26 protein-coding genes and 1 tRNA gene are annotated in these 25755 nt (G+C 45.9%); 1 reads left to right on the top strand and 26 read right to left on the bottom strand.

What is annotated here, in order from left to right; genetic code table 11:
* Positions 1 to 100: 100 nt before the first annotated feature.
* Positions 101 to 2587: a stage II sporulation protein E gene (gene spoIIE, locus NST70_RS00285; protein WP_014096557.1), complete on the bottom strand. Its 2487-nt coding sequence runs from the start codon at positions 2585 to 2587 to the stop codon at positions 101 to 103.
* 205 nt (positions 2588 to 2792) lie between these two features.
* Here spoIIE and NST70_RS00280 point away from each other — a divergent pair.
* Positions 2793 to 2866: transfer RNA gene (locus NST70_RS00280), tRNA-Met, on the top strand.
* 177 nt (positions 2867 to 3043) lie between these two features.
* Here NST70_RS00280 and NST70_RS00275 read toward each other — a convergent pair.
* The 25 genes from NST70_RS00275 to yabG form a co-directional block, all read right to left on the bottom strand.
* A complete protein-coding gene (locus tag NST70_RS00275) occupies positions 3044 to 3466 on the bottom strand; it encodes a S1 domain-containing RNA-binding protein (protein ID WP_014096558.1) in 423 nt (140 codons plus the stop codon).
* Between the two features lie 72 nt (positions 3467 to 3538).
* Complete coding sequence (locus NST70_RS00270; protein ID WP_026684009.1) at positions 3539 to 3934, bottom strand: septum formation initiator family protein; 396 nt, start codon at positions 3932 to 3934, stop codon at positions 3539 to 3541.
* 55 nt (positions 3935 to 3989) lie between these two features.
* Positions 3990 to 4613, bottom strand: a complete 624-nt coding sequence (yabQ, locus tag NST70_RS00265) for a spore cortex biosynthesis protein YabQ (RefSeq protein WP_168985802.1) — start codon at positions 4611 to 4613, stop codon at positions 3990 to 3992.
* The gene (gene yabP / locus NST70_RS00260; RefSeq protein WP_014096561.1) at positions 4610 to 4915 is read right to left on the bottom strand and encodes a sporulation protein YabP; all 306 of its coding nucleotides are present in this window, start codon (positions 4913 to 4915) and stop codon (positions 4610 to 4612) included. Before yabP ends, yabQ begins: the two co-directional genes overlap by 4 nt.
* A gap of 265 nt (positions 4916 to 5180) precedes the next feature.
* Positions 5181 to 5441, bottom strand: a complete 261-nt coding sequence (locus NST70_RS00255) for an RNA-binding S4 domain-containing protein (protein ID WP_282098237.1) — start codon at positions 5439 to 5441, stop codon at positions 5181 to 5183.
* A 24-nt stretch (positions 5442 to 5465) separates the two neighbouring features.
* A complete protein-coding gene (locus NST70_RS00250; RefSeq protein ID WP_342475473.1) occupies positions 5466 to 6539 on the bottom strand; it encodes a MazG family protein in 1074 nt (357 codons plus the stop codon).
* The gene (locus NST70_RS00245; protein ID WP_014096564.1) at positions 6520 to 8139 is read right to left on the bottom strand and encodes a polysaccharide biosynthesis protein; all 1620 of its coding nucleotides are present in this window, start codon (positions 8137 to 8139) and stop codon (positions 6520 to 6522) included. The genes NST70_RS00250 and NST70_RS00245 overlap by 20 nt, the downstream gene beginning before the upstream one ends.
* A 186-nt stretch (positions 8140 to 8325) precedes the next feature.
* On the bottom strand, positions 8326 to 8862 hold the full coding sequence (gene spoVT, locus NST70_RS00240; protein WP_014096565.1) for a stage V sporulation protein T: 537 nt from the start codon (positions 8860 to 8862) through the stop codon (positions 8326 to 8328).
* Between the two features lie 300 nt (positions 8863 to 9162).
* Positions 9163 to 12702 (bottom strand): transcription-repair coupling factor, encoded by a 3540-nt coding sequence (gene mfd, locus NST70_RS00235; RefSeq protein WP_035183018.1) that lies wholly within the window; start codon positions 12700 to 12702, stop codon positions 9163 to 9165.
* Between the two features lie 144 nt (positions 12703 to 12846).
* On the bottom strand, positions 12847 to 13071 hold the full coding sequence (locus NST70_RS00230) for an anti-sigma-F factor Fin family protein (protein ID WP_014096567.1): 225 nt from the start codon (positions 13069 to 13071) through the stop codon (positions 12847 to 12849).
* A gap of 134 nt (positions 13072 to 13205) precedes the next feature.
* Positions 13206 to 13763 carry an aminoacyl-tRNA hydrolase gene (pth, locus tag NST70_RS00225; protein WP_014096568.1) on the bottom strand — a complete coding sequence of 186 codons (558 nt, stop codon included), beginning with the start codon at positions 13761 to 13763 and terminating at the stop codon, positions 13206 to 13208.
* A 512-nt stretch (positions 13764 to 14275) separates the two neighbouring features.
* Positions 14276 to 14905, bottom strand: a complete 630-nt coding sequence (locus NST70_RS00220) for a 50S ribosomal protein L25/general stress protein Ctc (protein ID WP_014096569.1) — start codon at positions 14903 to 14905, stop codon at positions 14276 to 14278.
* Positions 14906 to 15095: 190 nt separating this feature from the next.
* Complete coding sequence (locus NST70_RS00215) at positions 15096 to 16058, bottom strand: ribose-phosphate diphosphokinase (RefSeq protein WP_014096570.1); 963 nt, start codon at positions 16056 to 16058, stop codon at positions 15096 to 15098.
* A 13-nt stretch (positions 16059 to 16071) separates the two neighbouring features.
* Entirely contained in the window at positions 16072 to 17448 is a 1377-nt protein-coding gene (gene glmU, locus NST70_RS00210; RefSeq protein ID WP_014096571.1) for a bifunctional UDP-N-acetylglucosamine diphosphorylase/glucosamine-1-phosphate N-acetyltransferase GlmU, read from the bottom strand.
* A gap of 132 nt (positions 17449 to 17580) precedes the next feature.
* Positions 17581 to 18039, bottom strand: coding sequence for a hypothetical protein (locus NST70_RS00205; protein WP_014096572.1), 459 nt, complete (start codon positions 18037 to 18039; stop codon positions 17581 to 17583).
* Complete coding sequence (locus NST70_RS00200) at positions 18036 to 18644, bottom strand: ATP-binding cassette domain-containing protein (RefSeq protein WP_061565045.1); 609 nt, start codon at positions 18642 to 18644, stop codon at positions 18036 to 18038. Before NST70_RS00200 ends, NST70_RS00205 begins: the two co-directional genes overlap by 4 nt.
* The gene (locus NST70_RS00195) at positions 18641 to 19735 is read right to left on the bottom strand and encodes a DUF1430 domain-containing protein (RefSeq protein ID WP_061565044.1); all 1095 of its coding nucleotides are present in this window, start codon (positions 19733 to 19735) and stop codon (positions 18641 to 18643) included. Before NST70_RS00195 ends, NST70_RS00200 begins: the two co-directional genes overlap by 4 nt.
* Before the next feature lie 520 nt (positions 19736 to 20255).
* Positions 20256 to 20612, bottom strand: coding sequence for a hypothetical protein (locus NST70_RS00190; RefSeq protein WP_017550873.1), 357 nt, complete (start codon positions 20610 to 20612; stop codon positions 20256 to 20258).
* A 372-nt stretch (positions 20613 to 20984) separates the two neighbouring features.
* Positions 20985 to 21278 carry a septation regulator SpoVG gene (gene spoVG, locus NST70_RS00185; RefSeq protein ID WP_014096576.1) on the bottom strand — a complete coding sequence of 98 codons (294 nt, stop codon included), beginning with the start codon at positions 21276 to 21278 and terminating at the stop codon, positions 20985 to 20987.
* Between the two features lie 124 nt (positions 21279 to 21402).
* On the bottom strand, positions 21403 to 21777 hold the full coding sequence (locus tag NST70_RS00180) for a RidA family protein (protein WP_035190717.1): 375 nt from the start codon (positions 21775 to 21777) through the stop codon (positions 21403 to 21405).
* 4 nt (positions 21778 to 21781) lie between these two features.
* A complete protein-coding gene (gene purR, locus NST70_RS00175) occupies positions 21782 to 22621 on the bottom strand; it encodes a pur operon repressor (RefSeq protein ID WP_035183040.1) in 840 nt (279 codons plus the stop codon).
* A gap of 160 nt (positions 22622 to 22781) precedes the next feature.
* Entirely contained in the window at positions 22782 to 23648 is an 867-nt protein-coding gene (gene ispE, locus NST70_RS00170; RefSeq protein ID WP_035190721.1) for a 4-(cytidine 5'-diphospho)-2-C-methyl-D-erythritol kinase, read from the bottom strand.
* 268 nt (positions 23649 to 23916) lie between these two features.
* On the bottom strand, positions 23917 to 24108 hold the full coding sequence (locus NST70_RS00165) for a small, acid-soluble spore protein, alpha/beta type (RefSeq protein WP_026104557.1): 192 nt from the start codon (positions 24106 to 24108) through the stop codon (positions 23917 to 23919).
* Positions 24109 to 24302: 194 nt separating this feature from the next.
* A complete protein-coding gene (locus NST70_RS00160; protein ID WP_013857992.1) occupies positions 24303 to 24554 on the bottom strand; it encodes a Veg family protein in 252 nt (83 codons plus the stop codon).
* Positions 24555 to 24835: 281 nt separating this feature from the next.
* Positions 24836 to 25714, bottom strand: coding sequence for a sporulation peptidase YabG (gene yabG / locus NST70_RS00155; protein ID WP_014096581.1), 879 nt, complete (start codon positions 25712 to 25714; stop codon positions 24836 to 24838).
* Positions 25715 to 25755 lie beyond the last annotated feature (41 nt).

The following is a 25755-nucleotide window of genomic DNA, read 5'->3' as shown; positions in this document are numbered from 1 at the left end:
CCTCCTTGTCATTGACGGCATTTCTTCGTTTTTACCATCATCGACAATCGGGAGAAAATATATACCGTTGCCTTCCGCTTCTTCTATATGGCACGGACATTTAAGAGATCATTTTTTTCCCTTTGCTAACGGGGATGGCCGCCCATTTCGGCGTGTTGTGTTTGATTTTTGCAACGACGACCGTCATATCATCTTCAATTAAACCGGATCGCGAGCGGATCACTTCTTCTATGAGCAGGTCGGCAATTTCCTGGGGATTTTCCGTTTCCAGCTCCCGGATTTTCCGCTTGATCCATAATTCCGGGTTTTCAATGTAACGCGGGCCTTCCAAAATCCCGTCACTCATCATGATTAAAATATCACCGGCTTTCAGCTGCCGGGAAACGACATCCACATCAAATTCCTGGATCATGCCCATCGGCAAGTTCCCAGATTCAATTTTGATCACTTTATCGCCGCGTTTAATAAAGCTCGGCGTTGATCCAATTTTTAAAAATTTGCTGCTTGCATCCTGCAGGTCGATCATCGCCAGATCAAGCGTGGAAAACACTTCTTCCTGCGTCCTTAGCGCCAGAATGGAGTTCACCGATTTGATGGCAATCTTTTCTTCTATGCCCGATTCTAAAATCTGCCGCAAGAGCCTGAGCGTCTCATTGCTTTCATGATGGGCACGCTCGCCGTTTCCCATGCCGTCGCTGATAGCAATGGCGTACTTTCTTGAGCCAAGCTCGATCATCGAATAACTGTCACCGGATATAAAACCGCCTCCTTTTGCGGCATGCGCCACACCGGTGTCGACGACAAATGCCCTGGCCGAACGGAATGTCACATAGCCAAGCCCGCCCGACTGCGAACTGAACTCTTCTTTCTGGACAACAATCGTTTCTCCTAATATATCGGAAAGCATCGGCGCGATGATCTTTTCGCATTCGCCGTAGCCACTGTACTGCGGCAAGGTGATATCAATGTCAATATTGCCCGACTCTAGGCTGTAAATTTCGACCTGGTCAATATCGAGCCCGAAATCCTGTAATGACTCGAGGATCATTTCTTCCTGCCGCTGGTGGTTCTCGCGCTCCCGCTGAATTTCCTTTGCAAAATCTCCCATGACTTCCGAAACGCCCTGCAGCTGTTCTGCGACAATTTTCCGGCTTTCTTTGATCATTTTTTTGAATTTTTGATTGGCCTGGTAAAATGTCAATTCCTGGTTGATCGCATCTTCCACTTTTTGGGCCCTGACACAATGTTTCTCCAATTCGCGATGAGCACGCCTCGAAACCGCGCCGTCCCTTTCACTCAGGTCCTCCATCGTCATTTTCATCAAATCATACGTCTTATCAAAGTTTTTCGCCCAGCACTGCTCTTTTTTGAAGCAGGTCTGGCATGTCCGTTCCGTGACATTGCTGAAAAAATAATCCAGATCCCGCTCACGGTCCTCCTCTTCTTTCGTATGGTCATACTGCGAAAAGCTTTTGGAAAGCGCCTGGAAAACGGACGAGAACTGCTCCACGCGGTGAACCGTCACATCGCGCACTTTCCTTAAATACTGCTGCTGCTCCTTCATATATTCGGCTGTCCCCGGGATATGCCGCGCCATTTTTGCCGTAAACGGGGACGGCGTTAAAAAGAAAAGGGCAATGCTCACGCATGTTTCATACAGCGCGGCGCTTAAAGACGCCCCGGACTCGCCGTACATCGTAATCAGCAGGGTCGCAACAAGCATCCCGGCAGCCGCCCCCCCGCGCTTCCCTTCCTTTAACAATCCGCACAGGAGCCCTGCGAACGCAAGCAGGCTCATTTGATAAAAGCTGGACACGTTGGCAAGGCTGAAAATGAGACCGGTCACAACCCCGACAGTGGAACCGACCGTCGCGCCGCCGACAAACGCAAACAGGAGGACAAGATAGCGCGAAAAAATATGCTCAACGGACAACCCGTTCACCGTCCAGCCGATTGTCCCGGTCAAAACGGACGCGAGCACAATGATGAGACTGACGACTTCCTCCGTTTTTAATGTTTTTTTTCGTCTTGTTTGTGATAAGATTGGAATGCTTTGCATAAATATCATGGTAAGGATAAAGGTTAAGCACGATTCCACACCCGCCATCAGGCCGTCATAAAAAGAGAGCTGGAACTGCTGCTGAAGATAAAGGTAAGCGCATTTTGAAACAAGCGAGACAGCAAAGATGTAAAAGGGCAGCACCCGGGTTTCCTCTTTATGGTATTTGCCGAACAATCTGAATACAAGAATAAAGAGGATGGTCGAAGCCAGCGTGTACATCCCGTTCGCAACAGATAATGTTAATCCGCCCGCAGTGAGCCCGAGCAGCGTGATGGGCGCCTTATCCCGCTTCATCACGTAGACAGCTGCGAAAAACGGCAATGCAAACGGCGTAAAGTGCGACAAGATAAGGGCCCTTCCCAATAAAAAGCCAATGATCAAAAGACTGATCCCTTTTTGGATAAACAAAGATTCAAATTTCCCCCGGAGCTGCTTCCATCCTTTTGCAAACTCTTTTTTTGTTTCCTCAAGATCCACATGGCCCCCCTGTTCCATCATCCCGCGCTCAACTTTCCCCAAATTCATCATAAACTCCCCCTCATCACTTTGTTACAAGCAATTATAAAAGGACAAGTTTTAAAAGTTTGTCAAAATTCCAATGCAGTCCAAAAGAAAAGTTCGACTTTTTCCACAAATATGCGATGTATTTTACAATTTTTTTCAAAAAGAGAAGTTGACAAATGGGGGCAGTGCCGTTATTATAGAAAATGTGCTTTTTCATTTAAGCCATGGCGGCGTAGCTCAGCTGGCTAGAGCGTACGGTTCATACCCGTGAGGTCGGGGGTTCGATCCCCTCCGCCGCTATATCTGTTTTGAAAAAAAACCGGCCCGTTCAAGGCCGGTTTTTTTCGTGTGATTCGGCGATTTTTGTCCGAAACAGCAAAAAGAAAAAGCGGATCCGACAAACATTTCTGTTTGAACCGGTTCCGCCCTCCAATTTAAAGCAAATGATACGGATATATGAGTCAACTAGACAGCAAGTTAGCCTCTTCTCGCGCCGCGGCCGCCGCGTTTTGATTCTGTATTTCGTTTGAGCGAAGACAGGCGATCTTCACTGTCTTTCAAAAAGCGCGCCATTTTGGATTCAAAATCTTCTTTTCCGCGGTTATTTCCCCGACCATGCCTTTGCGGCCGATGGGAATGGGACTGGGATTGGGATTGCTGCGCCTGGTCTTTCGCCTTGCGGATCGACAAACCGATTTTCCCGTCTTTTTCGACATTCAGCACCTTTACTTCAACGATATCGCCGACTTTTAAATGGTCATGAATGTCTTTTACATAGTTATCAGCAACTTCACTGATATGAACCAGCCCGGTTGAGCCGTCCGGCAATTCGACGAAAGCCCCGAAATGCGTGATGCCTGTTACTTTACCTTGTAACTTGCTGCCTGCTTCAATTGACATAAAAAAATTTTTCCTCCTTAAAAGATAAAAAATCAACCTTTAACATATTATAACGAACATGAAAAAAGAGTGTCAATAAGACACGTCTTCTTCTTGAGTATTCTTTTTGGAATCAGGCAAATTAAAAATGATCTCCCCTTTTTTGGAAAGGAAATATTCGCTACGGGCGAGTTTTGCAATATAGTCATCATCTTTCAGTTTCTTAATCTCGCTTCTGAGCATCGCCTGCTGCTTGTCAATGTCCCTTACTTGATGCACTAGCTTTGCTTTTTGTTCTTTTTTTGCCGCGAGCTGTGCGTTCCGTGAGACCAGGGTGGAGACGAGCAGTGCGGAAACAAGCACTGCCATAACACCGAAAAGCGCCAATCGCCGGAAAAGCAGCTTACGCCTTCTCGCCAGTACTTTTTCTTTGACCGATTGCTGTTTTATATAAGCATTGTCCATTGAAGCAATATTGCGTCCCAACATACTCCCTCCTAAAAAGCCCTAGGCAGAGCGGAAAGTATAGCCACCGGGCTTATCTTTAAAAAAACCTGCCGATCCGGTTTTTCAGTTTGATAAACTTATTCTGGATTGTTTTCCATAATCCTGCCGTTTTCTTAAAAAAACGTTCAAAAGAGGCGCGCAGCGGATTGATGCGCCATAAAAAAACACCCAGTACGGAAAACGGTTTAAGCCCAGTCTTTAATATCCATATTACCATTTTTGCCATCATTTTTACAATCGTATAAAGCAATCGCCCCGCGCCGAGAAAAAGGGCAAACAAAAGAAGGACAAATCCTTTGGCCGGGCGGAAAACAAGAAGCCGGAACATGCCGGCTGTAAACCGGCCGATGCGGCGTGCTGCCTGGATGCACCATTCCAACAGCTTCAAGTATCCGTTTTTGAATAATGCCTGGTAAGCGGCAAACCCGCACAGGAGGGCAATAAAAATATAAAACCGGACTTCCCCGGCGTTTACCAGGAACAGGACATAAAATAGCAGCAGGCTCTGGCACAGCCAAAAAAGAACATCATGGACAAAGACAACCCAGCGCTTTCTTTTCCGCCTTTGCAAAAAACGGTTATACGTATCAAGGGTGCCGCCGAAAAAGCTTCCCATCGCGATCATGGCAAGCATCGTATAAAATTGCACGCTCAGGCTCATCTAAACAGCTTGCTAAAGAGTCCCTTAGCTTTCTCCCCGTGATGGTCATCCAAATAAACAAGATCAAACACTTTTCCTTTTATCGAGACGACCCCTTTGTCAACATCCAGGTTTTTCATTTGCAAATTCTGCCCGCGAATGGCGAGAAAGCCCATCACCGTTTCCAGCAAAAACTCCTCATTGTCAAAGCTTTCCACCTGCTTCACGCCGGTAATATCCAGCAGCTTGCGGCCGCGCATTATCACATCGTGTTCCTGGAGAACCGGTTTGCTTGCTTGCGGTGTATTATAAAAGTCACTCATCCTGATCCCCACTTTCCTTGTCCAAACTTTGTACTATACTATGCCCGTCCGGACAAAAAAAGACCAAAAGGGAACAGCACACGAAACTAAAGCACGGCCATACGAAATTCGCACGGACCTCCGGAAACGCCTTCCCGTAAAGCTTCTATTCTAGAACTTTTCGGGTGTGTGATCCTCTCCCGCACATCCCCAGGGCGCACATTCTGCAAAAAAATAAAAAAGGCGTCCATAGCCGGTTCATAGCTTCGGACACCCTGAAACATTTTTATTCATTGACCCGCGTTTCACTGATCATCGTGTACATGCCAGCGGCGTCTTCTTTTTTTGTCGACTCCCTTAAATTCTCCACTTTCACCTTGACCACTTTCTGGCCGAAACGGATGGTCAGTTCATCCCCTGTCTTCACGTTTGAACTGGCTTTTGCCTGGACGCCATTGATCTCGATTCTGCCCTGGTCGGCAACTTCTTTTGCAAGCGTACGCCGTTTGATCAGCCGTGAGACTTTTAAAAATTTATCGAGACGCATTGTCGTGTTTTCCATATCCATCCCTCACTCCCGTTTTTCCTGTTTTTCGGCAGCTTTTATCCGCTCCCAGTTTTGCGCGACTTCTTCAGCGCTTTCGGCTTTCACATTGCCGAACACATGCGGATGGCGCCGGATCATTTTTGAAGCAAGCCCTTCTATCACATCTTCCATCGTAAACATGCCTTCCTCTTCGCCAATTTGCGCATGCAGCAAAACCTGGAGCAGCACATCGCCAAGCTCTTCAACGAGATTGTCCTCATCTTCATTGTCAATCGCGGCAAGCACTTCCTCGCACTCTTCAAGCAAATATTTTTTCAGCGAGAGATGGGTTTGTGCCCGATTCCATGGACAACCATCCGGCGCACGCAAAGCCGCGATGATTTGCCGCAGCTCGGCGAAATCCCGCAAATCCTGCTCTTTAAGCGGCGGAACGTAGACGCTCGTTAAATTATTGAGCTCAAATCCGCGGTCCAGTTCATACAGCTTCAGCCATTTGACAGTTTCGTCCGTACTGCCGGCAGCGCGGACGATTGCCACCCGGTGTTCATCCGGATATTTTTCCATGAGGGCCAGCTTGACTTCAGAAGCCGCCAACGCATCATACACCTGCCCGACTACGAGATGCTGGTCCGCCTGGATGTCGTGCGGGTTTAAAGCAGTGCCGTCTACAAGCTGAAAGCCCTCAATCGGATCCGCCCTGACAGAAGCGAACAGCGCATCGATAAAACTATGCCCGCCTGCGATTTTGATTTCCATCTGTTTAGCCGCGCTTTGTTCGAGCAGAAGCTGGACTGTCCGTTCCGCCACAAACGGATGGCCAGGTACGGCATAAAGAATATCCTCCTGTTCCGCTTCCCGGAAAAGGATCTCCACAATTTCTTCGTATACCGCTTCAAATTGATCGTGGCGCTCGTATACGTCATCAAAAGCCGTATACTTCATCCCTTCCCGTTCAAGTTCCGACACGGTCGGATGTTCTTTTGTCCGCAGAAAAATTTTCCGGTTTGCTTTCAGCTGTCTGTATACACCGAGCGGAAGCTGGCCCATATCCCCGGCCCCGAGACCGGCAACAGTGATGCTATGTTTTTTGTTTTCCAATCCAATTCTTTCCTTTCAGGCCGGCTAATTTTGTTCCAAAAGGCACAAGCCCCCATTCTTCATCCGTCAGCAAACGCAGCCGGGCGGCACAAAATAGAAAAACAGCCGCACCGATCGCCGTCCCCCCCAAAGCAGCCGGGACGCTTGCTGCCCTGCCCGAAAGCCCGTAGGCAAACAGGCGGAGCCAAAGCTGCAAACAAGCGGACATGGCAAAAAGGGAGAGAGCGAGCTTGCCGAAAAATAGAGCCGGCAGCATTTTAACATATGCTTTACCCAATTTTATCATCAATATAAGCGAAATAAACCCTAAAGCGGCGACGGTGGCAGCGGAAGCGCCCATCGTCCCGAAACGGGGAACCCACACCTCGTTTAACCCATATTTCAACAAGACGCCTGCTGTAATGGCAACTGCAGGGGTGTACACCTTGCCCATTCCCTGCAGGATGCCTGAAAAGGTTAAAATCCAGGTGCTGAATAAGATGGAAACCGAAAAAACAGACAGCACAGCTGTTCCCGCGCTGCTTTCAAACAACATCGTATTGGCAAACGGCATGATCCCAATCAGTCCAACTGCAGCGCCCGCGCCGATCGCCGTGCTGATTTTTAAAGCAGCCTGTACCTGTTTTTCAAGGCTTTTTCGCCTGCCCTTCTTATATTCAAGTGCAATTACCGGGACAAGGTTCAGGGCAAAGGAGGACGCTGCCACTGTTCCAAGCTGCAAAAACGGCTGTCCGCGGTCGTAGATGCCTTTCAGTTTTTTTGCCGCTTCCGCCCCCCAGCCGGCGTCTTTTAACAACGCGTAAAGATGGAGGGAATCGACAAATTGGAACAAAACGAGGACAAGGCCGCTGATACAGACCGCAATCCCGCTGCAAAACAGGGAGCGGGCCGCCTGCTTTACGTCGTTCCATTCAAGGAGCTGGGCTGCCTTTTCCTGTCTGCCGCCCTTTACCAGATAAAATACAAGCACTGCCGCAGACACCGCACCTCCCAGCACGGAACCGAACACGGCCCCTTGTCCGGCTGCATAAAGCGAAAAACCGCCGCGGACCAGCCAAAAGGAAAGAAGAAGAATGGCCGCAACCCGGACCGTCTGTTCGAGTACCTGGCTGAGCGCAGTCGGCACCATCCTTCCCTGTCCCTGATAAACACCCCTGATCGCGGAAATCAACGGCATCAGCAAAAAGGAACAGGAAACCGTCCGGATAAGCGGAGAAAGACGGGGATCCCCCATCCATGCCGCCAGCTTCCCTGCAGTGAAAAAAACGGCAAGAAACAATCCGGCACCGAATAAACCGAGGATGAGGAACACCGCGTTTAAAAATGTGCGGTGGCTGTTTTCGCCCGCTGCTTCCCGTTCCGCCACCATTTTGGAAACGGCAACCGGAAAACCGGAAGAGGAGAGTGCCATCACAATCCCGTAAATCGGATATACTTGCTGATAAATATAAAAACCGACATCGCCGACAATATTTTGGAACGGCACGCGGTAAACTGCACTGAGGATTTTTGTAATGACGGATGACAAGGTTAAAATCAGAATGCCTTGAAAAAGCTTTTTTGACTCATGATCCTGCTGCACGTCTTTTCTGCCTTTCACACGGCCGCCACACCGTACGTAGAATAAAATCGAATGTATTATACCATAAAAAGGGATACAAGACGCGCCTTACAGACAACCTGCAAAAAAACAGATCAAAAAACGCAGACCCTTTGCCTGCGTTTTTTTGGCGTACGTGAAAATAAATGATGACAAAAGAGTCGTGGAAAAAACGGGAGAAAAGCCTTATTGTTCCATCTGGCGGGCCAGGAATCCGGCAGCCGTTTCCGCCGATTTCTGTTCCACTTCCCCGAGCGTGCGGTCTTTAGAAAAAATGGCGACAGCACCGATCGGATCGCCGCTTGCGACAATTGGAGCAATCGTATAAGAAGCCAGTTCCTCCTCCACACCGTCCACCAGCGCCGTTTTTCCTTTTTCTTTTGATAAAACCGGCATTCTGTCCTCCATGACTTTTTCGATCACTTCACCGTTTCTTTTATTTAAATATTCTTTTTTTGAACCGCCGCTGACTGCAATCACGGCATCCCGGTCACAGATCAGGACAGGGCTCGTTAAACTGTCATACAGCGCTTCGGCATACTCCTTGGCAAAATCACTTAATTCACTGATCGGCGAATATTTTTTCAAAATGACTTCCCCGTCGCGGTCCACAAAAATTTCAAGCGGGTCCCCTTCACGGATACGAAGCGTCCTTCGTATCTCTTTCGGGATGACAACTCTGCCTAAATCATCAATACGACGAACAATACCAGTTGCTTTCATTTAAAGTTGCCCTCACTTTCATCAGATGATTTTTTTCCATCCTCAGATGGCTCTTGAATCCTTTACCTGCGTTGACATTAGTATCTTTCATCTGGCAAGTTCTATACATCATGAACGTTTTTTGTACAATTGCTATCGATTGGATTGATTTCCAATTCTTCTCTATCTTTTTCCCAAAAATTTTCCCTGGCAAACCTAAAGAACCGTAAAAAGCACGGAACAAAAGAAACCATTGTTCCGTGCTTTTACAAACGGGCCTTTACCAAAAAACCGCCAGCCCTTTAGTTTTTTGCTTGCATCTTACCGGGAAGCGCTCGTCGTTTCGGCCCTTAGAAAGGCGCCCCGCAGTTCCCGGATCATTTCCGTGCAGGTGTAAAGCCACTCATGGCCCTTGCTTTTTTTAATATCCAGCGTAATTTTCAGCTGGTTGCCTTCCATGCCGAATCCGGCCGAACGCCCGTATTTTCTTACAATGTCCACGACTTTCGGGCCGTTTACCTGTTTCGAGCCTTTTTCGGACATTAAAATCGTGATCAGTTGTTTGTTTTGTTTAATCGATGAAAGCATCGCTTCTTTGGCGTATACTTTCATTTCCGCAATCGTAAACAGGTCGCTTACCTGCTGCGGATAATCGCCGAAACGGTCAATCATCTCTTCTTTTAATTCTTCGATATCTTCAAGCGTCTCGATGCCCCTGAAACGTTTATACATTTCAATTTTCTGGTATCCGTCTTTTATATAGGCATCCGGAATATACGCATCAATTTCGAGTTCGACTTCAAATGGCGGCAATTTTTCCTCTTCGCCGTCTGCCCCTTTCCGCGCTTCGATCGCTTCCTTCAACATTTGCGAATACAAATCGAAACCGACTGAATCGATGAACCCGTGCTGTTGTGCGCCCAGCAAGTTGCCGGCGCCGCGGATGGACAAATCGCGCATCGCAATTTTAAAGCCGGATCCGAGTTCCGTGAATTCTTTAATCGCCTGCAGCCTTTTTTCCGACGCTTCCGCCAGCACTTTGTCTTTTCTGTACGTAAAATAAGCATATGCCACCCGGTTGGACCGCCCGACACGCCCGCGCAGCTGGTATAACTGCGACAGTCCCATCCGGTCCGCATCATTGACGATCAGGGTGTTGACATTCGGGATGTCCACGCCCGTCTCAATAATTGTCGTCGTCACAAGCACATCGTATTCGCCTTCAAGAAAACCAAAAATGACCGATTCGAGCTGAGATTCTGTCATCCGGCCGTGGGCATACGCCACGCGCGCATCGGGAACAAGCCGTGCAATTTCTTCCGCCTTCCGCTCAATATCTTCAATCCGGTTATACAAAAAGTAAACCTGCCCGTCCCGTGCCAGTTCACGTTCGATCGCTTCCCGCACCATCTGGTCATTATACTCCAGCACGTAAGTTTGTACCGGGAAACGGTTCTCAGGCGGCGTTTCAATTACAGACAAATCGCGTACGCCGACCATGGACATATGCAGCGTCCTTGGGATTGGTGTTGCGGTCAAGGTCAGCACGTCGACATTCGTCTTTAATTTCTTGATTTTTTCCTTATGGCTGACACCGAACCGCTGCTCTTCGTCAATGATCAAAAGGCCCAGATCATGGAACTGGATATCTTTTGAAAGCAGCCGGTGCGTCCCGATCACCATATCAATTGTCCCGTTGCGCAAGCCTTTTATCGTTTCATTCTGCTCTTTACGCGTCCGGAAACGGCTCAACAGCCCGACTTTTATCGGATAGCCATGGAACCTTTCCGTGACCGTTTCAAAATGCTGCTGGGCAAGGATGGTGGTCGGTACAAGCATGGCCACTTGCTTGCCGTCCATCATTGCTTTAAAAGCGGCGCGGATCGCCACTTCTGTCTTGCCGTAGCCGACATCCCCGCACAACAGACGGTCCATCGGCTTCTCTTTTTCCATGTCCCGCTTGATTTCCTGGATCGACCGGAGCTGGTCTTCCGTTTCTTTATATGGAAAAGCCGCCTCGAATTCACGCTGCATATCCCCATCCGGAGAAAAGGCAAACCCTTTTGATGCTTCCCTCTCCGCATACAATTTGACAAGGTCGTCCGCGATATCCTGGATGGATGACTGGACTTTCCGTTTGACCCGTTTCCATTCGCTGCCGCCCAGCTTATAAAGTTTCGGCTCTTTTCCTTCCGAACCGACGTATTTTTGGACAAGGTCGATCTGGTCAACCGGCACATACAGCTTATCCGAACCCTGGTACTTAATATGGAGATAGTCTTTATGGACGCCGTTGATTTCAAGCGTCACAATCCCTAAATATTTCCCGATCCCGTGGTTGACATGAACCACATAGTCCCCAACATTCAGCTCGGAATAGTTTTTAATCCGCTCAGCATTGGACAACTTTTGCCGGCGCGTTTTTTTCTTCGCCTTTTTATTAAAAAGTTCTTCTTCCGTAATAACGGCAAGCTTGCACATTGGCAGCTCAAAACCGGTGTTCAGGTTCCCTTCCGCCACCTGGATATGCCCCGGGATAAGATCTTCCGCCACGTAAGCAGCTTCAATCTCATAATCTTCCAGCACACTTTGGATTTTTTCAGCCCGGTTTTTGTCCGCACCAAGGAAAACTACCGTAAAACGGCCTTTCTTCCAACGTTCGATTTCCGCTTTCAGCACATGCATCTGCCCGTGGAACGACTGCATCGGCTTGCAAGCGATATTCACAATGTTTTGCGGATTTGTATTTTGGATATGACGCAAAAACAGTGACAAATAGATTTTCTTCCATTTTTTTCCCGACAGCAGTGTATCTAAGGCGTGGGAAACGGCCAAATCATAAATCATTTTGCCTTCTTCCACCATCGCCGTATACCACTCAGCTTCTTCTTTATCGAGGCGCTCCTGCATTTCCTGAATCCGGCCGAACTCATCCAAAAATAAAATGCCGGCTGTTTCCACATAGTCTAAGAGACTGGCAGGCTGGTCATATAGAATCGATAAGTATTTAAAGATTTGATCGGGTTTTTCCCCGTTTTTCAGCTTTTCAATGTCAAAACTAATATTTTGGGCAAGCAGTTGTTTTACCTGATCATCTTTAATTTTTGCAAGTGTTTTGCTGAGCCCTTCTTTTACCGTTTCAGCCGCTTTCATAAGCGAAAGACGGTCTGCCGGATATTCCGTCGCCGGTCCGATGGAGACAGCAGAAAGTTTATCCCGGGAACGCTGGTCGTCAGCGGAAAACGTCCGGATGGAGTCTACTTCCGTATCAAATAATTCGATCCGGACGGGGTCTTCTTCTGTCAGCGGGTATATATCAAGAATCCCGCCGCGCACACTAAAATCTCCCGGTGAATCGACCATATCCGACCGGGTGTAACCCATTTCCACAAGCATTTCCAATACGTGATCAAGCTCAATTTCTTTTCCTGTTTCGACGTGCAGCTGGTACTTTTCCCAAACCGTTTTCGGCGGCAAAATTTTCCGCAATCCGGCCATCGGGACAACGATCAGGCAATTTTTCCCCGATAGCAACGCATTCAGCACCTCTATCCGCTGGGCCATCAGCTCGGGGCTTGCCACACCCAGTTCGGCCGCAATCAGTTCATTTGCGGGATACAGAAATAAGGCGCTTTCATCCACAAATTGCAGGAGATCATCATACAACTTTTGCGCCTGTAATAGATTATAAGTTAACACAATGGCCGGCTGTTCCGTTTTTTGATAGACCGAAGCAATAAAAGCGCTACGGGCGGAACCGGACAACCCGGAAACAAGCTGCTCTTTCAGGCCGGCCGTTGTACCGCTTATGACCGATTCTGCTTCCTTGTGTTCAAGGATCATTTTTTGTATTCCGTCCAAAAAGGGCCAACTCCTCTCTTGATCCGATTTCCCTTTCTCTACTATTCACACTGTTTTGTAAAATTTAAACAGGAAGGGGCTGCAGAAAGCATAAATGTTCCTGCAGCAAAACAGAAAAATGCTTTGGACTCCTTCCAAAGCGGATTATTGGATTAAATAGCCGTATTGATGAAATGCGGGTTCGCGTTCAAATGAATCCTGGCATTCTTCGCAAATTGACTGGATGCGGACGCTCCCGTCTTCTTGAGGAAGTACCATTTCCTGCCGCTCCTCATCCGTCAAAAAGAAAAGTCCCATCCGGTCTGCTTCGATGTCCGTGATGGTGCCAATTTTTGTGCCGCAGTGCCGGCAATAGTAATGAACGGCCATCTTCCGGCCCCCTTTTTCATATCGTCCTTATATAGTATGGGCGCAACGGGAAGGGGTTATTCGTTTTTTTATAAAAACGGAAGAAATGGCCGCGGAATTTCGCGCAGATTCCCCATATTCCGCATCGATACGACTCAATTATAAAGGTTCATCACGACCGGGAACGGCTTTTCCAACCAGGCTTCGCAAGCATCGGCGCCTTTTTCAACCGCCAGCTGCATTTTCTCCCGGTCCTCTTTTGAAAAACGGCCGAGCACATAATCCGGCATATAGGCATCTCTGTCCGGCCGCCCGATACCGATGCGAATCCGGTTAAATTCCTGTGTTCCAAGATGGTGGATGATGGATTTGATTCCGTTATGGCCGCCGGCGCTTCCTTTTTGCCGCAGGCGGATTTTGCCGGGCGGAAGATCAAGGTCATCGTAGACGACGAGTAAATCTCCGGTGCCAAGGCGGTAATAATCCATGACTGCTTTGACCGACTCACCGGATAAATTCATATATGTCATCGGTTTTAAAAGCAGCACTTTCCCGCTGTTTACAGTTGTTTCTGCACACAGCCCCTTGAATTTCGACTGTTTAAAAGGGGCCTGCAGCCGTTCTGCAAGCAGATTGACCACTTCAAAACCGATATTATGCCTTGTATGTTCATATTGGGCTCCCGGATTTCCAAGCCCGACAATACATTTCATATTCACACCCCGATTGATTCATTCCTTGCTGAAATGAAATAAGCTGCTGAGGAAAACCACCTGTAGCGTTTTTAAGGGACAGCAAGACCAGGCATCATGTATACCGTGATGCCTTTTTAGCAAACAGGCAATCCGTTTCGGGCAAAAAACAAGCGCGCCCGTTTTCTTCGTGCCGGTTTCTCTATACGTAAAAACCCTATTTTAATTATCCACGAAGACAGATAAAAGTGCAAGCAGGCCGGACTACGGGCATATGACAAGTTTTTCCCGGAATGACGGGAACAATGCAAGACATGATCTTCCATGCCCTTGAAAATAAAGGAACGGAACAAGTGGCGCATTTTTGTGCCCCAATCATTTCCCCCGGCAAGCTTGCGCTGTGCTAAAGGAATGGCAAACTTTTTTAAAAATTCATGCATAATAGGTCGGGTGCATTGCTTTCTTAGCAAAGGATTTGGCATAACGGCAAAAAAAGGCGTATCCTCATACGCCTTTTTTCATAAACCCGGATGTTATGCTTCGCTTGTTTCCCGTCCTTCAAGATTTTCAGGCGTCCCTGACTCCTGCTGTTCGCCAGTGCTGATTTCTTCTTCCTGACGAGGCGGCAGAACGGAGCAAATCGTTTCCGTATCTTCATGATTGATGGTAAATCCATACTTTCCGCGGATGTCCGCAACCGTAATGTTTTCATTCACTTGCAAATTGGAAACATCCACCGTAATGGCATCAGGAATTTCATCCGGTTTTGCCGTAATCGACAATTCATGCAGTGCCTGCTGCAGCACGCCACCGTCTTTTACGCCGGCACTTTCTTCCGTAAGGACGACGCGCACAGTAGCATCGACATCTTCCGACATATTTACGGCAAGAAAATCGACATGAATGATTTTATTTTTCAAAGGATCGGTTTGTACTTCATGGACCATCACATTCCGCTGTGTCCCGTTCACATTCAAGGAAAGCACCGCATTTCTTCCGTTTTCACGCAATAATTTTTCAAACTCAGTGTCATTGACATAAACCGGTGTATTTTCCGTCTGGTAGCCGTAAACAACGCCCGGTATGTAGCCGTTTCTTCTTAACCGGCGGCTGGAAGAATGGTGTTTATCCTCTCTTTTTTTTGCTTCAAGTACCTCTGCCATAAATGTTGACCTCCTAATGTTTAAGCAAACATCAAATATATCTTTACCCTGTCATTATCCATTATAAACCTGTTTTGAAAAAATAGCTTAAAATTACCGATATAACGCAGGCTTTTCCCGATTTGCAGATTGCGTGCTCTTCTTGTGAATACTTGGACTGCTTTCTGAAATAATTTTCGCTGGAATGCTGTCAAATATCGAACAGCGGGCTTACGGACTGGTCTTCATGCACACGGATAATCGCTTCACCCAAAAGCGGAGCTACAGACAATTCAACCAGTTTTTCACTTTTTCTTTCTTCCGGAATGTTAATGGAATTGGTCGCCACCAGTTCTTTAATCGGGGAATTGTTAATCCGTTCAATTGCCGGCCCGGATAAAACCGGATGTGTGCAGCTGGCGTACACTTCTTTTGCGCCGCTTTCAATCAACGCTTTTGCCGCAAGCGTAATCGTGCCTGCCGTGTCAATAATATCATCAATAATGATGCAAATTTTCCCGTCCACATTTCCAACAATATTCATCACTTCGGCCACATTCGGGCGCGGGCGGCGTTTGTCGATAATGGCGATCGGCGTTTTTAAACGTTCAGCCAGTTTGCGCGCACGGGTGACACCGCCATGGTCAGGGGAGACGACCACGATATCTTCCGCCTGAAATCCTTTATCTTCAAAATACTTTGCAATAATTGGAACGCCCATCAGGTGGTCAATCGGAATGTCAAAAAACCCTTGGATTTGCGGGGCGTGCAGATCGAGGGTAATGACCCTTGTTGCACCCGCTGTTTCGAGAAGGTTCGCCACCAGTTTTGCGGTAATCGGTTCACGTGCACGCGCTTTTCTGTCCTGCCGTGCATATCCGTAGTAAGGGATCACAAGATTAATGGTCCGCGCCGACGCCCGTTTTAAAGCATCAACCATAATTAGAAGTTCCATCATATGTTCATTGACAGGATCGCTTGTCGACTGTATCACATAAACATCGCAACCGCGGATGCTTTCTTCAATATTGATCTGGATTTCCCCATCGCTGAATTGTGAAACGGAACATTTTCCAAGTTCAACTCCGACAACGTTGGCAATTTCCCTGGCAAGTTTCGGGTTGGAGTTCAGGGTGAAAATCTTTAAATTCGGATCTAAATACTGGTTAGACATGATGGACCTCCAATTATTGTTGTTTATGTTTTAACTTCTGGACATAATTTTCCTTGTTCACCTGGCGTGCGCGCGCAATCGACAATGCTTCGCCCGGTACATCGTCTGTAATGGTCGAGCCTGCTGCAATATAAGCATTTTCCCCGACCGTAACCGGCGCAATCAGATTGGAGTTGCACCCGACAAACGCGCCGTCTTCAATAACCGTTTTAAATTTATGTTTCCCGTCATAATTCACTGTGATCGTGCCGCAGCCGATATTGACACCTGCCCCGACTTCCGCATCGCCGATGTACGTCAAATGGGATGCTTTGCTGCCCTTGCCGACGGTTGATTTCTTCACTTCCACAAAATTGCCGATCTTCGCTTCATCGGAAATCGAGGAGTCCGGCCGGATATGGGCGTACGGGCCGACATGGACAGAAGCGCCAATTTCACTATTTTCCGCAACAGACTGCCTGACTTCTGTTCCGTTTCCGATCACGCAATCTGTAATGTCGGAATTCGGGCCGATTTTGCAGTCTTCCCCGATGACCGTTTTGCCGGACAGCTTTGTCCCCGGGTAGATCACCGTATCCTGCCCGATTTCAACATCCGCTTCAATGTAAGTTTGCCGAGGGTCGAGGATGGTCACGCCGTTTCGCATATGGCGTTCGTTGATGCGCTTTCTCATGATCCTTTCCGCTTCCGAAAGTTGCACCCGATCATTGACACCTAACGTTTCTTCGATACTTTCTGTCTTGTAAGCCACAACTGTTTCCCCTTGCGATTTTAAAATGCCTACGACATCAGGAAGATAATATTCGCCTTGAGCATTGTCGTTTGAAACATGTTTCAATGCTTCAAAAAGCGCCCGATTGTCAAAGCAGTAAACGCCTGTATTGATTTCCTTTACCTGCTGTTCTTCGGGGCTCGCGTCTTTATGTTCGACAATTTTTTCCACGAAGCCTGCCGCATTGCGGATGATCCGTCCGTATCCGGCAGGGTCGGGGGCCGTTGCTGTTAAAATGGTCACTTTTGCCTGTTTCCGTTCGTGTTCCTCAAACAGAGCCTTTAAGGTTTCCGCCTGAAGGAGCGGCGTATCCCCGCAAACCACCAAGGTAGTCCCGTCCTTGTTGCCGAGAACCGGTTCTGCCTGCAGGACGGCATGCCCTGTGCCCAGCTGTTCTTCTTGCAGGACAAAAGCGGTTTTTCCTTCCAGGCAGGAGCGGACCTGTTCTGCACCATGCCCGATAACCGTCACAATCTTATCCGTTTCAAGCTGTAAAACTTGGTCTGCAACATGTTCAACCATGGGTTTCCCGCAAACAGGATGCAGCACTTTGTACAATTTCGACTTCATGCGAGTACCCTGGCCGGCAGCCAAGATTACAGCGAATCTGTTTGTCATTTATGATCCCCCAATAAACCTTATTATCCATAAAAAAATATATCGTAAATAAGGGCATATTTCAAGGAAAGGCAGCAAATTACAATTATTGGGAATGTTGGAGCAAGGACGGGGGGGAATTGTTAGCCCTTTCTATTCATTTAAATCCCATACTTTGTTTGCATTCGAAAATAACGTTTTCAAGTCTTCCTTATTTTCCATAATGACTTTCTTGGCTATCGCGTCACTTTTATCTACAGGTTCCAGTTTTTCATTCACATAAATTTCATAGGCTTCTCCATTTTCTTGCAACCGAACCCCGTATTTATAACCGCCTGTCATGGTTGGCCAAATGATCAAATCTTCCATTTTATCTTTTTGGTCCTCACGGGAAACAGCCAGGTTCCCAGTGAAGCTTAAATAATTAGGCTTTTTCACGCTGTACGTATAGTTGCCTTTCCGCATCGCGTGCGTCCCCCATTTATTTTTCGGTACGGCTTTAACATATTTATGATATTGGATGGTCGTGATCGTGAACCAGCATAAATTCCATAATACAAACAATGTAATGACGATGATAAAAATATATTTTAATCGAAATTTCCTTTTCATAAATTCACCACCCTGTTGCCTTGTTTTTTTAATGTTTCATCGTGCGTCACAAGTATAATGGTTTTACCCTGTCTATTCAGTTGCTTTAAAATGTTTAATACAGCTTCTGCATTTTTCTTATCAAGAGAACCAGTCGGCTCATCGGCAAGGATGATATCGCATTTTTTTAACATTAATCGTGCCAGAGCTACCCTTTGTTGTTCTCCTCCAGATAAAGTAAAGACTTTTTGATTTATTTTATTTTTTATTCCGACTAACGCCAAAGCTTCTTCCATTGATAGGTTCGTTTTGCAATCTTTGCGAATCAGTTTCAGATTATCTTTGACGGTTTTATGATCAACCAACGCAAAATTTTGGAATAAGAAGCCAATCTTGGTTCTAAAATAATGCAGGTGATTCTTCTTATTTTTAATGTCAATCCCGTCAACGATAATCGTGCCGCCGTCAAATTTTTCAATTGCCCCAATCATATTTAGTAAAGTTGTCTTTCCGCATCCGCTCGGCCCGGAAACGATGACAAAATCGCCGCTTTCAATATCAAGATTGAAATTTGAAAACAAGGTTTTTTCATTGAATTTTTTTGTTAAGTTTCGTATTTGAATCATATATTTCCACCTTTTAGGATCGTTTGTATTTTTGCATTTTCCACCCTTCGTATGTTGAAGGAAATTAAAAGCAATTCTAAAATGAGAATGATGATGCCACCTACAATCATATATCCAATGCTGCCAAGGTTTAAAACGATTGCACAAGTGGCTGCCGTTATGATGCTTAATAGTGACGTAACAAAGGTAATAAGAATCATTTTCCTGTTTTTCTGAAATAAGCTATATCCAAACACTTTTTTCAGAGCGTGTTCAATAGCGTTTACTTCATACTCCAATTTAATAATGGTATGAATAATCATTCCTTCTAATAAAAGTACTAAAATACTAAAAATAAAGTTCATAATTAAAATTCTTTTGATTAATTTCCAATTATGTTCGAATTTTTCCATGACATTTGTTTTTGATACGATCCCATTGGTCAGATGATTATTTTTCACAAAAGTATTAAATTCTTTGTCCGAGATTTTGTACATAATATCGTGTACATAAGTTAATTTTGAAATGACATTCGCTTCCTGCTCTTTTTTCAGTTGTTCTGGCGAAATATTATGGTAAATAATAATGGGATTATGAACCAGTTGACTGCCATAGAGTGCATTTTCATCAATACTGATCAGACTTGTCTTTTCGTTATAATATAGGACGCCGTAGTCATATTTTTGTTCCTCCCCCTCATAAAATTGTGTATGGCCTTTTAATTGTTCAATCAAATGAGGATTATCTTTCATTTTGACAGGGACAATAAAATAAATTTCTTTTTTCAATGGTTTGTCTCTTAATTCTGTAATTTGACTTGATAAATAGTGAAAAGCATTGCTGTTGGCTAAAATTCCCGGGTAATGTAAAAGGTTTGAAATATCTGCCAATAAAGTTGCGTTGAATTTATCATAAAATTGTTTGTAGAACTTATATTGTACACTCGCACTTTTTTCCAGCGTATTATCGGAAGAACTATTGTTATCAGTAATTTTATAATCCAGTTGGGTGTAATAATAGTCACGATGACGCTCAAAAAATGGTTTTTGTTTGTAATATTGATAAGCGTCATACACCACAGCAATATTGCTGGAAATGATAATGATTGTCATGACCGTAGTTGCTAATTTTAAGACATAATTCATGGATAATAATTTTACGGACCCATGGCGTTAGAAAAAGCTTCCTTTAAATTGAAAAAATATAAATTGAAATAAATCAGGGCATTCAATATAAGTAAAATCATAAACATGAACAGGGAAAGGCGAAACATAAAGAAAACACATGTAAGTTTGGAGAGAACAAAGTAAACTAACAGAAATAATAATATATAGAAACATGTATCTATCACGATATTTTTCCAAACCATACTGCTTATTTTTTCTCCCAAAGTAAACCGGATGATATTTTCTTTTTTCTGCAACATGCAGTCATAAAAAGTTAGCAATAATATCACACTGATCACGAGCAACCATATGAGCAGGGCTTCATTCCTTAATTCGTTGCTTTTAAAACCATCTTGGGGAAAGTTGCCGGCATATTTGTCAATTAAATCGATTTTAAACTACTTAATATTTTTTTTGCTTCCAATGAGATAAAATGGATTGAAACGATCAATTCCGTTGATATTTTTCAGATGGCGAAAATGGAACACCATATCTTCAAGAAATAGGCTTTTGTATTTTTTTCAGATATGTTGAGATGACGTTTTATGTATGGCTGGACGCCGGTTGTTCCGTAAATATCAAATTCAGTAAGAAAAGTAGTACGAGGGGAACTGGTGTAAGTAAACACTTCAACATGATTACGGTTGGCGGAATCGATGATATCGTGTATCATTTCTTTCTCTGTTGTGTTCGGCTGCAAATACAGGGTCGTATGATCAAATGGGGTGTAAAAATCATTCAGATAAAAGACGTGACTTTCACTAATGATCATCATGCCTGTAAATAGCAGAAAGAAGCTGATCGTAAATTTAACCGTTTTCAAAACTACCCCTCCGTAGCAATAAATACCAACTATTCATTGTTGAACCCGAAGTTGTACGAGCTGATTCATCTATCCTTTTGTTGCGCTTGATCTTTAGGCTGCGGGGAAGGGCTTGTTGCAGACTGGCTCCGTCCAGTGTACGCTTAGAGTCTGATTGTAATGTTATCAAGTACCCGTCCATCACAACCAGAACAATAACCCGTACAGGCTCATTTATCATTTGGCTGCCTCTCCTTCTACCATATTAACATACATATGGAAATATTTAATCAGTTATGTAAAAATCCTATTCGTCCAAGGCTGCCAAATAGGTCAACGAGGGCAAAAAAGAAGAGCCTTACTGTTGAAGTAGGCTCTTGTTGCAAAAATCTATCAGGACGCGCCAGCTTCTTCAAATTCCACTTGGTCCAATTCCCCTAAACGGTGATATTCCGACAAGACTGCATCATGAATCTTACTGCGCGTACCCGAATTAATGGGATGGGCAATGTCTCTGAATTCGCCATCCGGCGTCCTTTTGCTCGGCATTGCAACAAACAAGCCATTGTTGCCATCAATCACCCGGATATCGTGAATGACAAATTCGTTGTCCATGGTAATTGATGCAATCGCCCTCATCCTGCCCTCCGTATGGACACGGCGCAGCCTTACATCCGTCACTTCCATTCTTTCACCACCTCAAAAGATTTAGGATCATCTTTATTATTCAACACCCTTTTAAAATTTCCTTCTTTTTCAGGAAAAAATTCTAAAATTTTTCATAAGGTGAAAAAATGGAAGCGCATAAAGATCACGGAATAAGCGCAATCACTTCAATTTCGACGCCGGCATTTTTCGGAAGCCTTGCCACTTCAACGCAGGAACGCGCCGGTTTATGGTCCGTAAAATAGGAGCCATAGACATCGTTTATTTTGGCAAAATCGTCCATGTTTTGAATAAAAACTGTCGTTTTGACAACCGTATCAAAAGAGGCCCCGGCTGCCTCAAGCACCGCTTTTAAATTTTCCATTACCTGGCGGGCCTGCGCTTCAATGCTGCCTTCCACAAGCGTGCCGTCCGATCTTAGCGGAATCTGCCCCGAACTGAAAAATAAATTTCCTGCTACAACGCCCTGTGCATACGGCCCGATTGCCGCAGGCGCCTGATTTGTTGAGATGGTTTTCATTCCTTTAATCCCCTCCGAACAAGCTGACTTTTGAAAAATAATTCCCTTCCACTACTTTGATCTGCTGACTGCGGACATCGACATCCCTTAATTTCACAAGCGACACATAATCATCGACAAGCCGTTCTTTCGTGTCTTCCGATTCAACCAAAACGCCGATGCCCGAAACGGAAGCATCGAATTCTTTCAACAAGTTGATCATGCCGTTAATCGTTCCGCCTGCTTTCATAAAATCATCGACAATTAAAACGTTTGCGCCTTCCCGCAGGCTCCTTTTCGAGAGGACCATCGTCTGGATCCGTTTCTGCGATCCGGAAACATAGTTAATGCTGACAGTCGGTCCTTCCGTCACCTTGCTGTCATTGCGGACAATCACAACCGGAACATTTAAATAAGCCGCTGTTGCCATTGCAATCGGGATTCCTTTTGTCGCGACCGTCATAATCGTGTCAATCTCCCTGTCCGCAAATGCGGTTGCCAAAAGCTTCCCGACTTTGCTGACGACCTGCGGGCTGCCGATCAGGTCTGTCATATACAAATAACCGCCCGGCAAAAGCCGGTCCGGATTCTCCATCAGCGTGCAAAGTTCGCTGATGGCCTCTTTTGCTTCCGCCCTGTCTGTGCGCGAAATAAATTTAACGCCACCCGCCGCGCCGGGAACCGTCTGCAAAGTCCCAATGCCCCTTTTCTCGAATGTTTCTTTGATAATCGTCAAATCTTCACTGATGGAAGATTTTGCAGACTGATAACGATCGGCAAAAAAACTGAGGGGAACGAGAATCCTTGGTTTTTCCAACAAATAATGTGTCATATCTACAAGACGTTCACTTCGCCGAAATTTCACGTCAAAAACCCCCGTCACAATCCGGTCTGTCAAAAATGCCGGTCCCGCTCTTCTTCGTACCAAATCGCACGGCGGCTCCGGAAACACGGATTCAATAACATTAATATACCGCATTTTTTTCTTTTTGAAAACAAAAATCCGTACAATCACTATTTTATATTTAAAATTGTTCGCGTTCTCCAATCATTCTGACAGCAAATACCTGGCCGCAAAATCCCCGGAGGCCGTTATAAATCCGCTGCAGCCGCGAATCGTGCCGCACAAGCCCGAATACTGTCGGGCCGCTTCCGCTCATTAAAACGAGATCCGCTCCGAAACGCTGCATCTGTTTTTTGATTTGCGCCACTTGCGGGTACACCTTTAATGTGACACTTTCCAGCACATTTCCCGCATGCTTGCATATGCCGGCATAATCACGGGTATAGAGGGCAGCGATCATGCCGGGAATATCTGGATGCACCACTTCATTTAAGTCCAGTTGGCGGTAAATTTCTGCTGTCGACACGCCGATGGACGGTTTCGCCAAAATGACCCAGCAGTTTGGCGGTGCTGGCAGCTTTGTAATATTTTCTCCCCTTCCTTTTGCGAGCGCAGTGCCGCCGTATACGCAAAACGAGACATCCGACCCGATTTCGGCGCCGAGTGTTGCAAGTTCATCTAAGGAAAGGCCGAGATTCCAGAGCGTATTCAGGCCGCGGAGAGTAGCTGCCGCATCACTGCTGCCCCCCGCCAGCCCGGCAGCCACTGGAATGACTTTGTCAATCGCAATCTCGACCCCCTGCCTGACGCCGCACCGCGTTTTCAGAAGCCTTGCAGCCTGGTACGCCAAATTTCTCTCATCATCCGGCACAAACCGGTTTTGCGACACAATTTTAATCTCCTGATCGTGCCGCTCCGAGAGCTCGATATGATCTGCAAGGTCAATGGTTGTCATGACCATTTCCACCTCATGATAGCCATCCTCCCGTTTGCCAAGCACATCGAGCGATAAATTAATTTTTGCCGGTGCCTTGACCAACAACTTCAAATCCTTCACCTACTTCCAACATCCAATCCAGCCGTATTTCCTGCTTCATTTTTCTTATTCTAACATAACGCCCAGCAAATATTTACATCAAAACGCAAATTTCGTAGAACAATAAAAATCGAAATATTGCCTCATGCATCATCCAAAATATGCAAAAGCTGTGGAAATTGTGGTAAAGCCGCCAACTTGTTCAAAGGACGAACATTCGAATATGCAAAAAGCCGGGGAAATTCCCCGGCCCGGCGCCATGCAGCAGTCGCAAAGATTGTCAGGAGTTGCCCGATTGTTTTTCCGAAGCAAGGTGCTCTTCAGCCAGTTCAATGGCACGCTTTACCATATTCCCGGCATCCCGGGCTTTGATGCCGCCCCAACCTTCTTCTTGGACGACATCATAAAAGCCGAGGTCTTTCGCCAGTTCTTCTTTAAAACGTTCAGACATAATCCCTCTTCTTCGGCCCATTAGATAAATTTCCCCCTTTGACGGGAAAGGCAAAAAAATCCCCGCCTTCCCTTTCATTTGGTTGTTATATCCCTGCATGCGCCTCTTTGTAGTATGTACGAAACAAGGTTAGAATATGAAAAAAGCAGCAGCAGGATCATTCCCGCTACCGCCTATAAAATAGAAAACAGCAAACATATGTCTGCTGCCGCTCATCAAACCTCTTGTTGTTTATCCATAAAAACAAGCTGTACTGTTTCTGTCAGGACATCTGCATAGCTGTAGGAAACACGTTCAAAAGCATTTTCCTCCTGGTCTAATTCGATGACAAAAACCGCTGGGTAAGTTTCTGCCAAAACACCGGAACGTTCAATCGTCTTTCTCCTGCCACCATTGGCTCTTAACATTAATCTTTTTCCCAAGTTTGAATCCAAGGATCTTTTAATGTCTGTTAACGTTTTTGGCATTTCGCTCCACCTCACTAGTCTCAATTATAACACAGCTTGCGCTTCCGGTCAAATAAAACATATATTTTATCAGTGATCAAGCCGGTCTGTCAACCATTTTTCATTGCTTCCCTGCCGTTTTTCCAAGGTGAAGGTTTGCATGTTCAGTGTATGGGGCTGCCTTGGGGAAATGTACCACTGATCCAGGCCCATATTCTTATCAATAGGATATGCCAAATGCAATCGAATTATGTAAAATTCTGCAGCCCGGCCCATTTTTAAGGAACCGGGATGGGACCCCGTCAGTCCTCATCCATTGGCTTATACGGCATCCCGGTCCGCAGCACGCCCTTTGTTTCCACGCCTCCCAGTCCTTTTTGCCCTGTCAGTGTATTGCGGAGCACATCCCAAACATTCACTTGTTCCATAAACGAGGTATAACAGATCTTGGCCACAATATAGACCGGATCAAGCGCATGAATATTCACCCGGAGCGGAGAACTGGCAAAATTGGCGCCGGCCTGGATGAGCGATTCAAAATGGGACTGGCATGCGCCTGCAAAAATGACGAGCTGATCCAAATTCGGCACCTTTTTCCTTGCTTCCATCACGGTTCTGACAAAAGATTTTGAATGGCGGTATGCATTTAAATCTGCTTTTTTCCCCTTTGATTTGGAATAGGCATCATGGCCGGTAATCACCAGAATATTCGGCCGGTATTGGTCAAGCAGCGCATGGATGCGAACCGGCATTTCTTTTTCGTAACAATGGACGCCGTAAACTGTCACGCCGATTTTTTCATACAAGTTCATGCATTTTTTTAAATAATGAGGATCGCCGTCCAAATGCAAAACTCTTCCCGGTAGCTGGAAATAACTCAGTTCCTCTTTATAGCCGTGGGTGGCCTCGTACTCGCGTTTTTCCTTCATCAGTTCGATGTCCTGTTTAAACAGTTCAAATGACTGTTCTTCCAAAGAACGAAACGCCTGCGTAATTTTCGATCTTTCCGCAGGGCCAAGGGTGACTAGGTCTTCAAACGGGGCATCCGCGATCAGCCGGACGTCCTCCCCGTACAAAACAGCCACTTTCCGCCCGTTCTGCTCCTGTATATCAATGACCCGGAATAAAATATCACAATTGTAAGACTTCCTTCCAACAATTGCGTTGAGCCTTGCTTCCATTGCCGTCAACTCCATTTGTATCCATCTCTCGCCTGCATAAC

Origin of the sequence: Weizmannia sp. FSL K6-0777 (assembly GCF_038593185.1) — a bacterium.
In the GTDB taxonomy this organism is placed as follows: Bacteria; Bacillota; Bacilli; order Bacillales; family Bacillaceae_C; genus Weizmannia; species Weizmannia faecalis.
The sequence above is the reverse complement of the archived record's forward strand: the minus strand, read 5'-3'. Positions and strand labels throughout refer to the sequence as shown.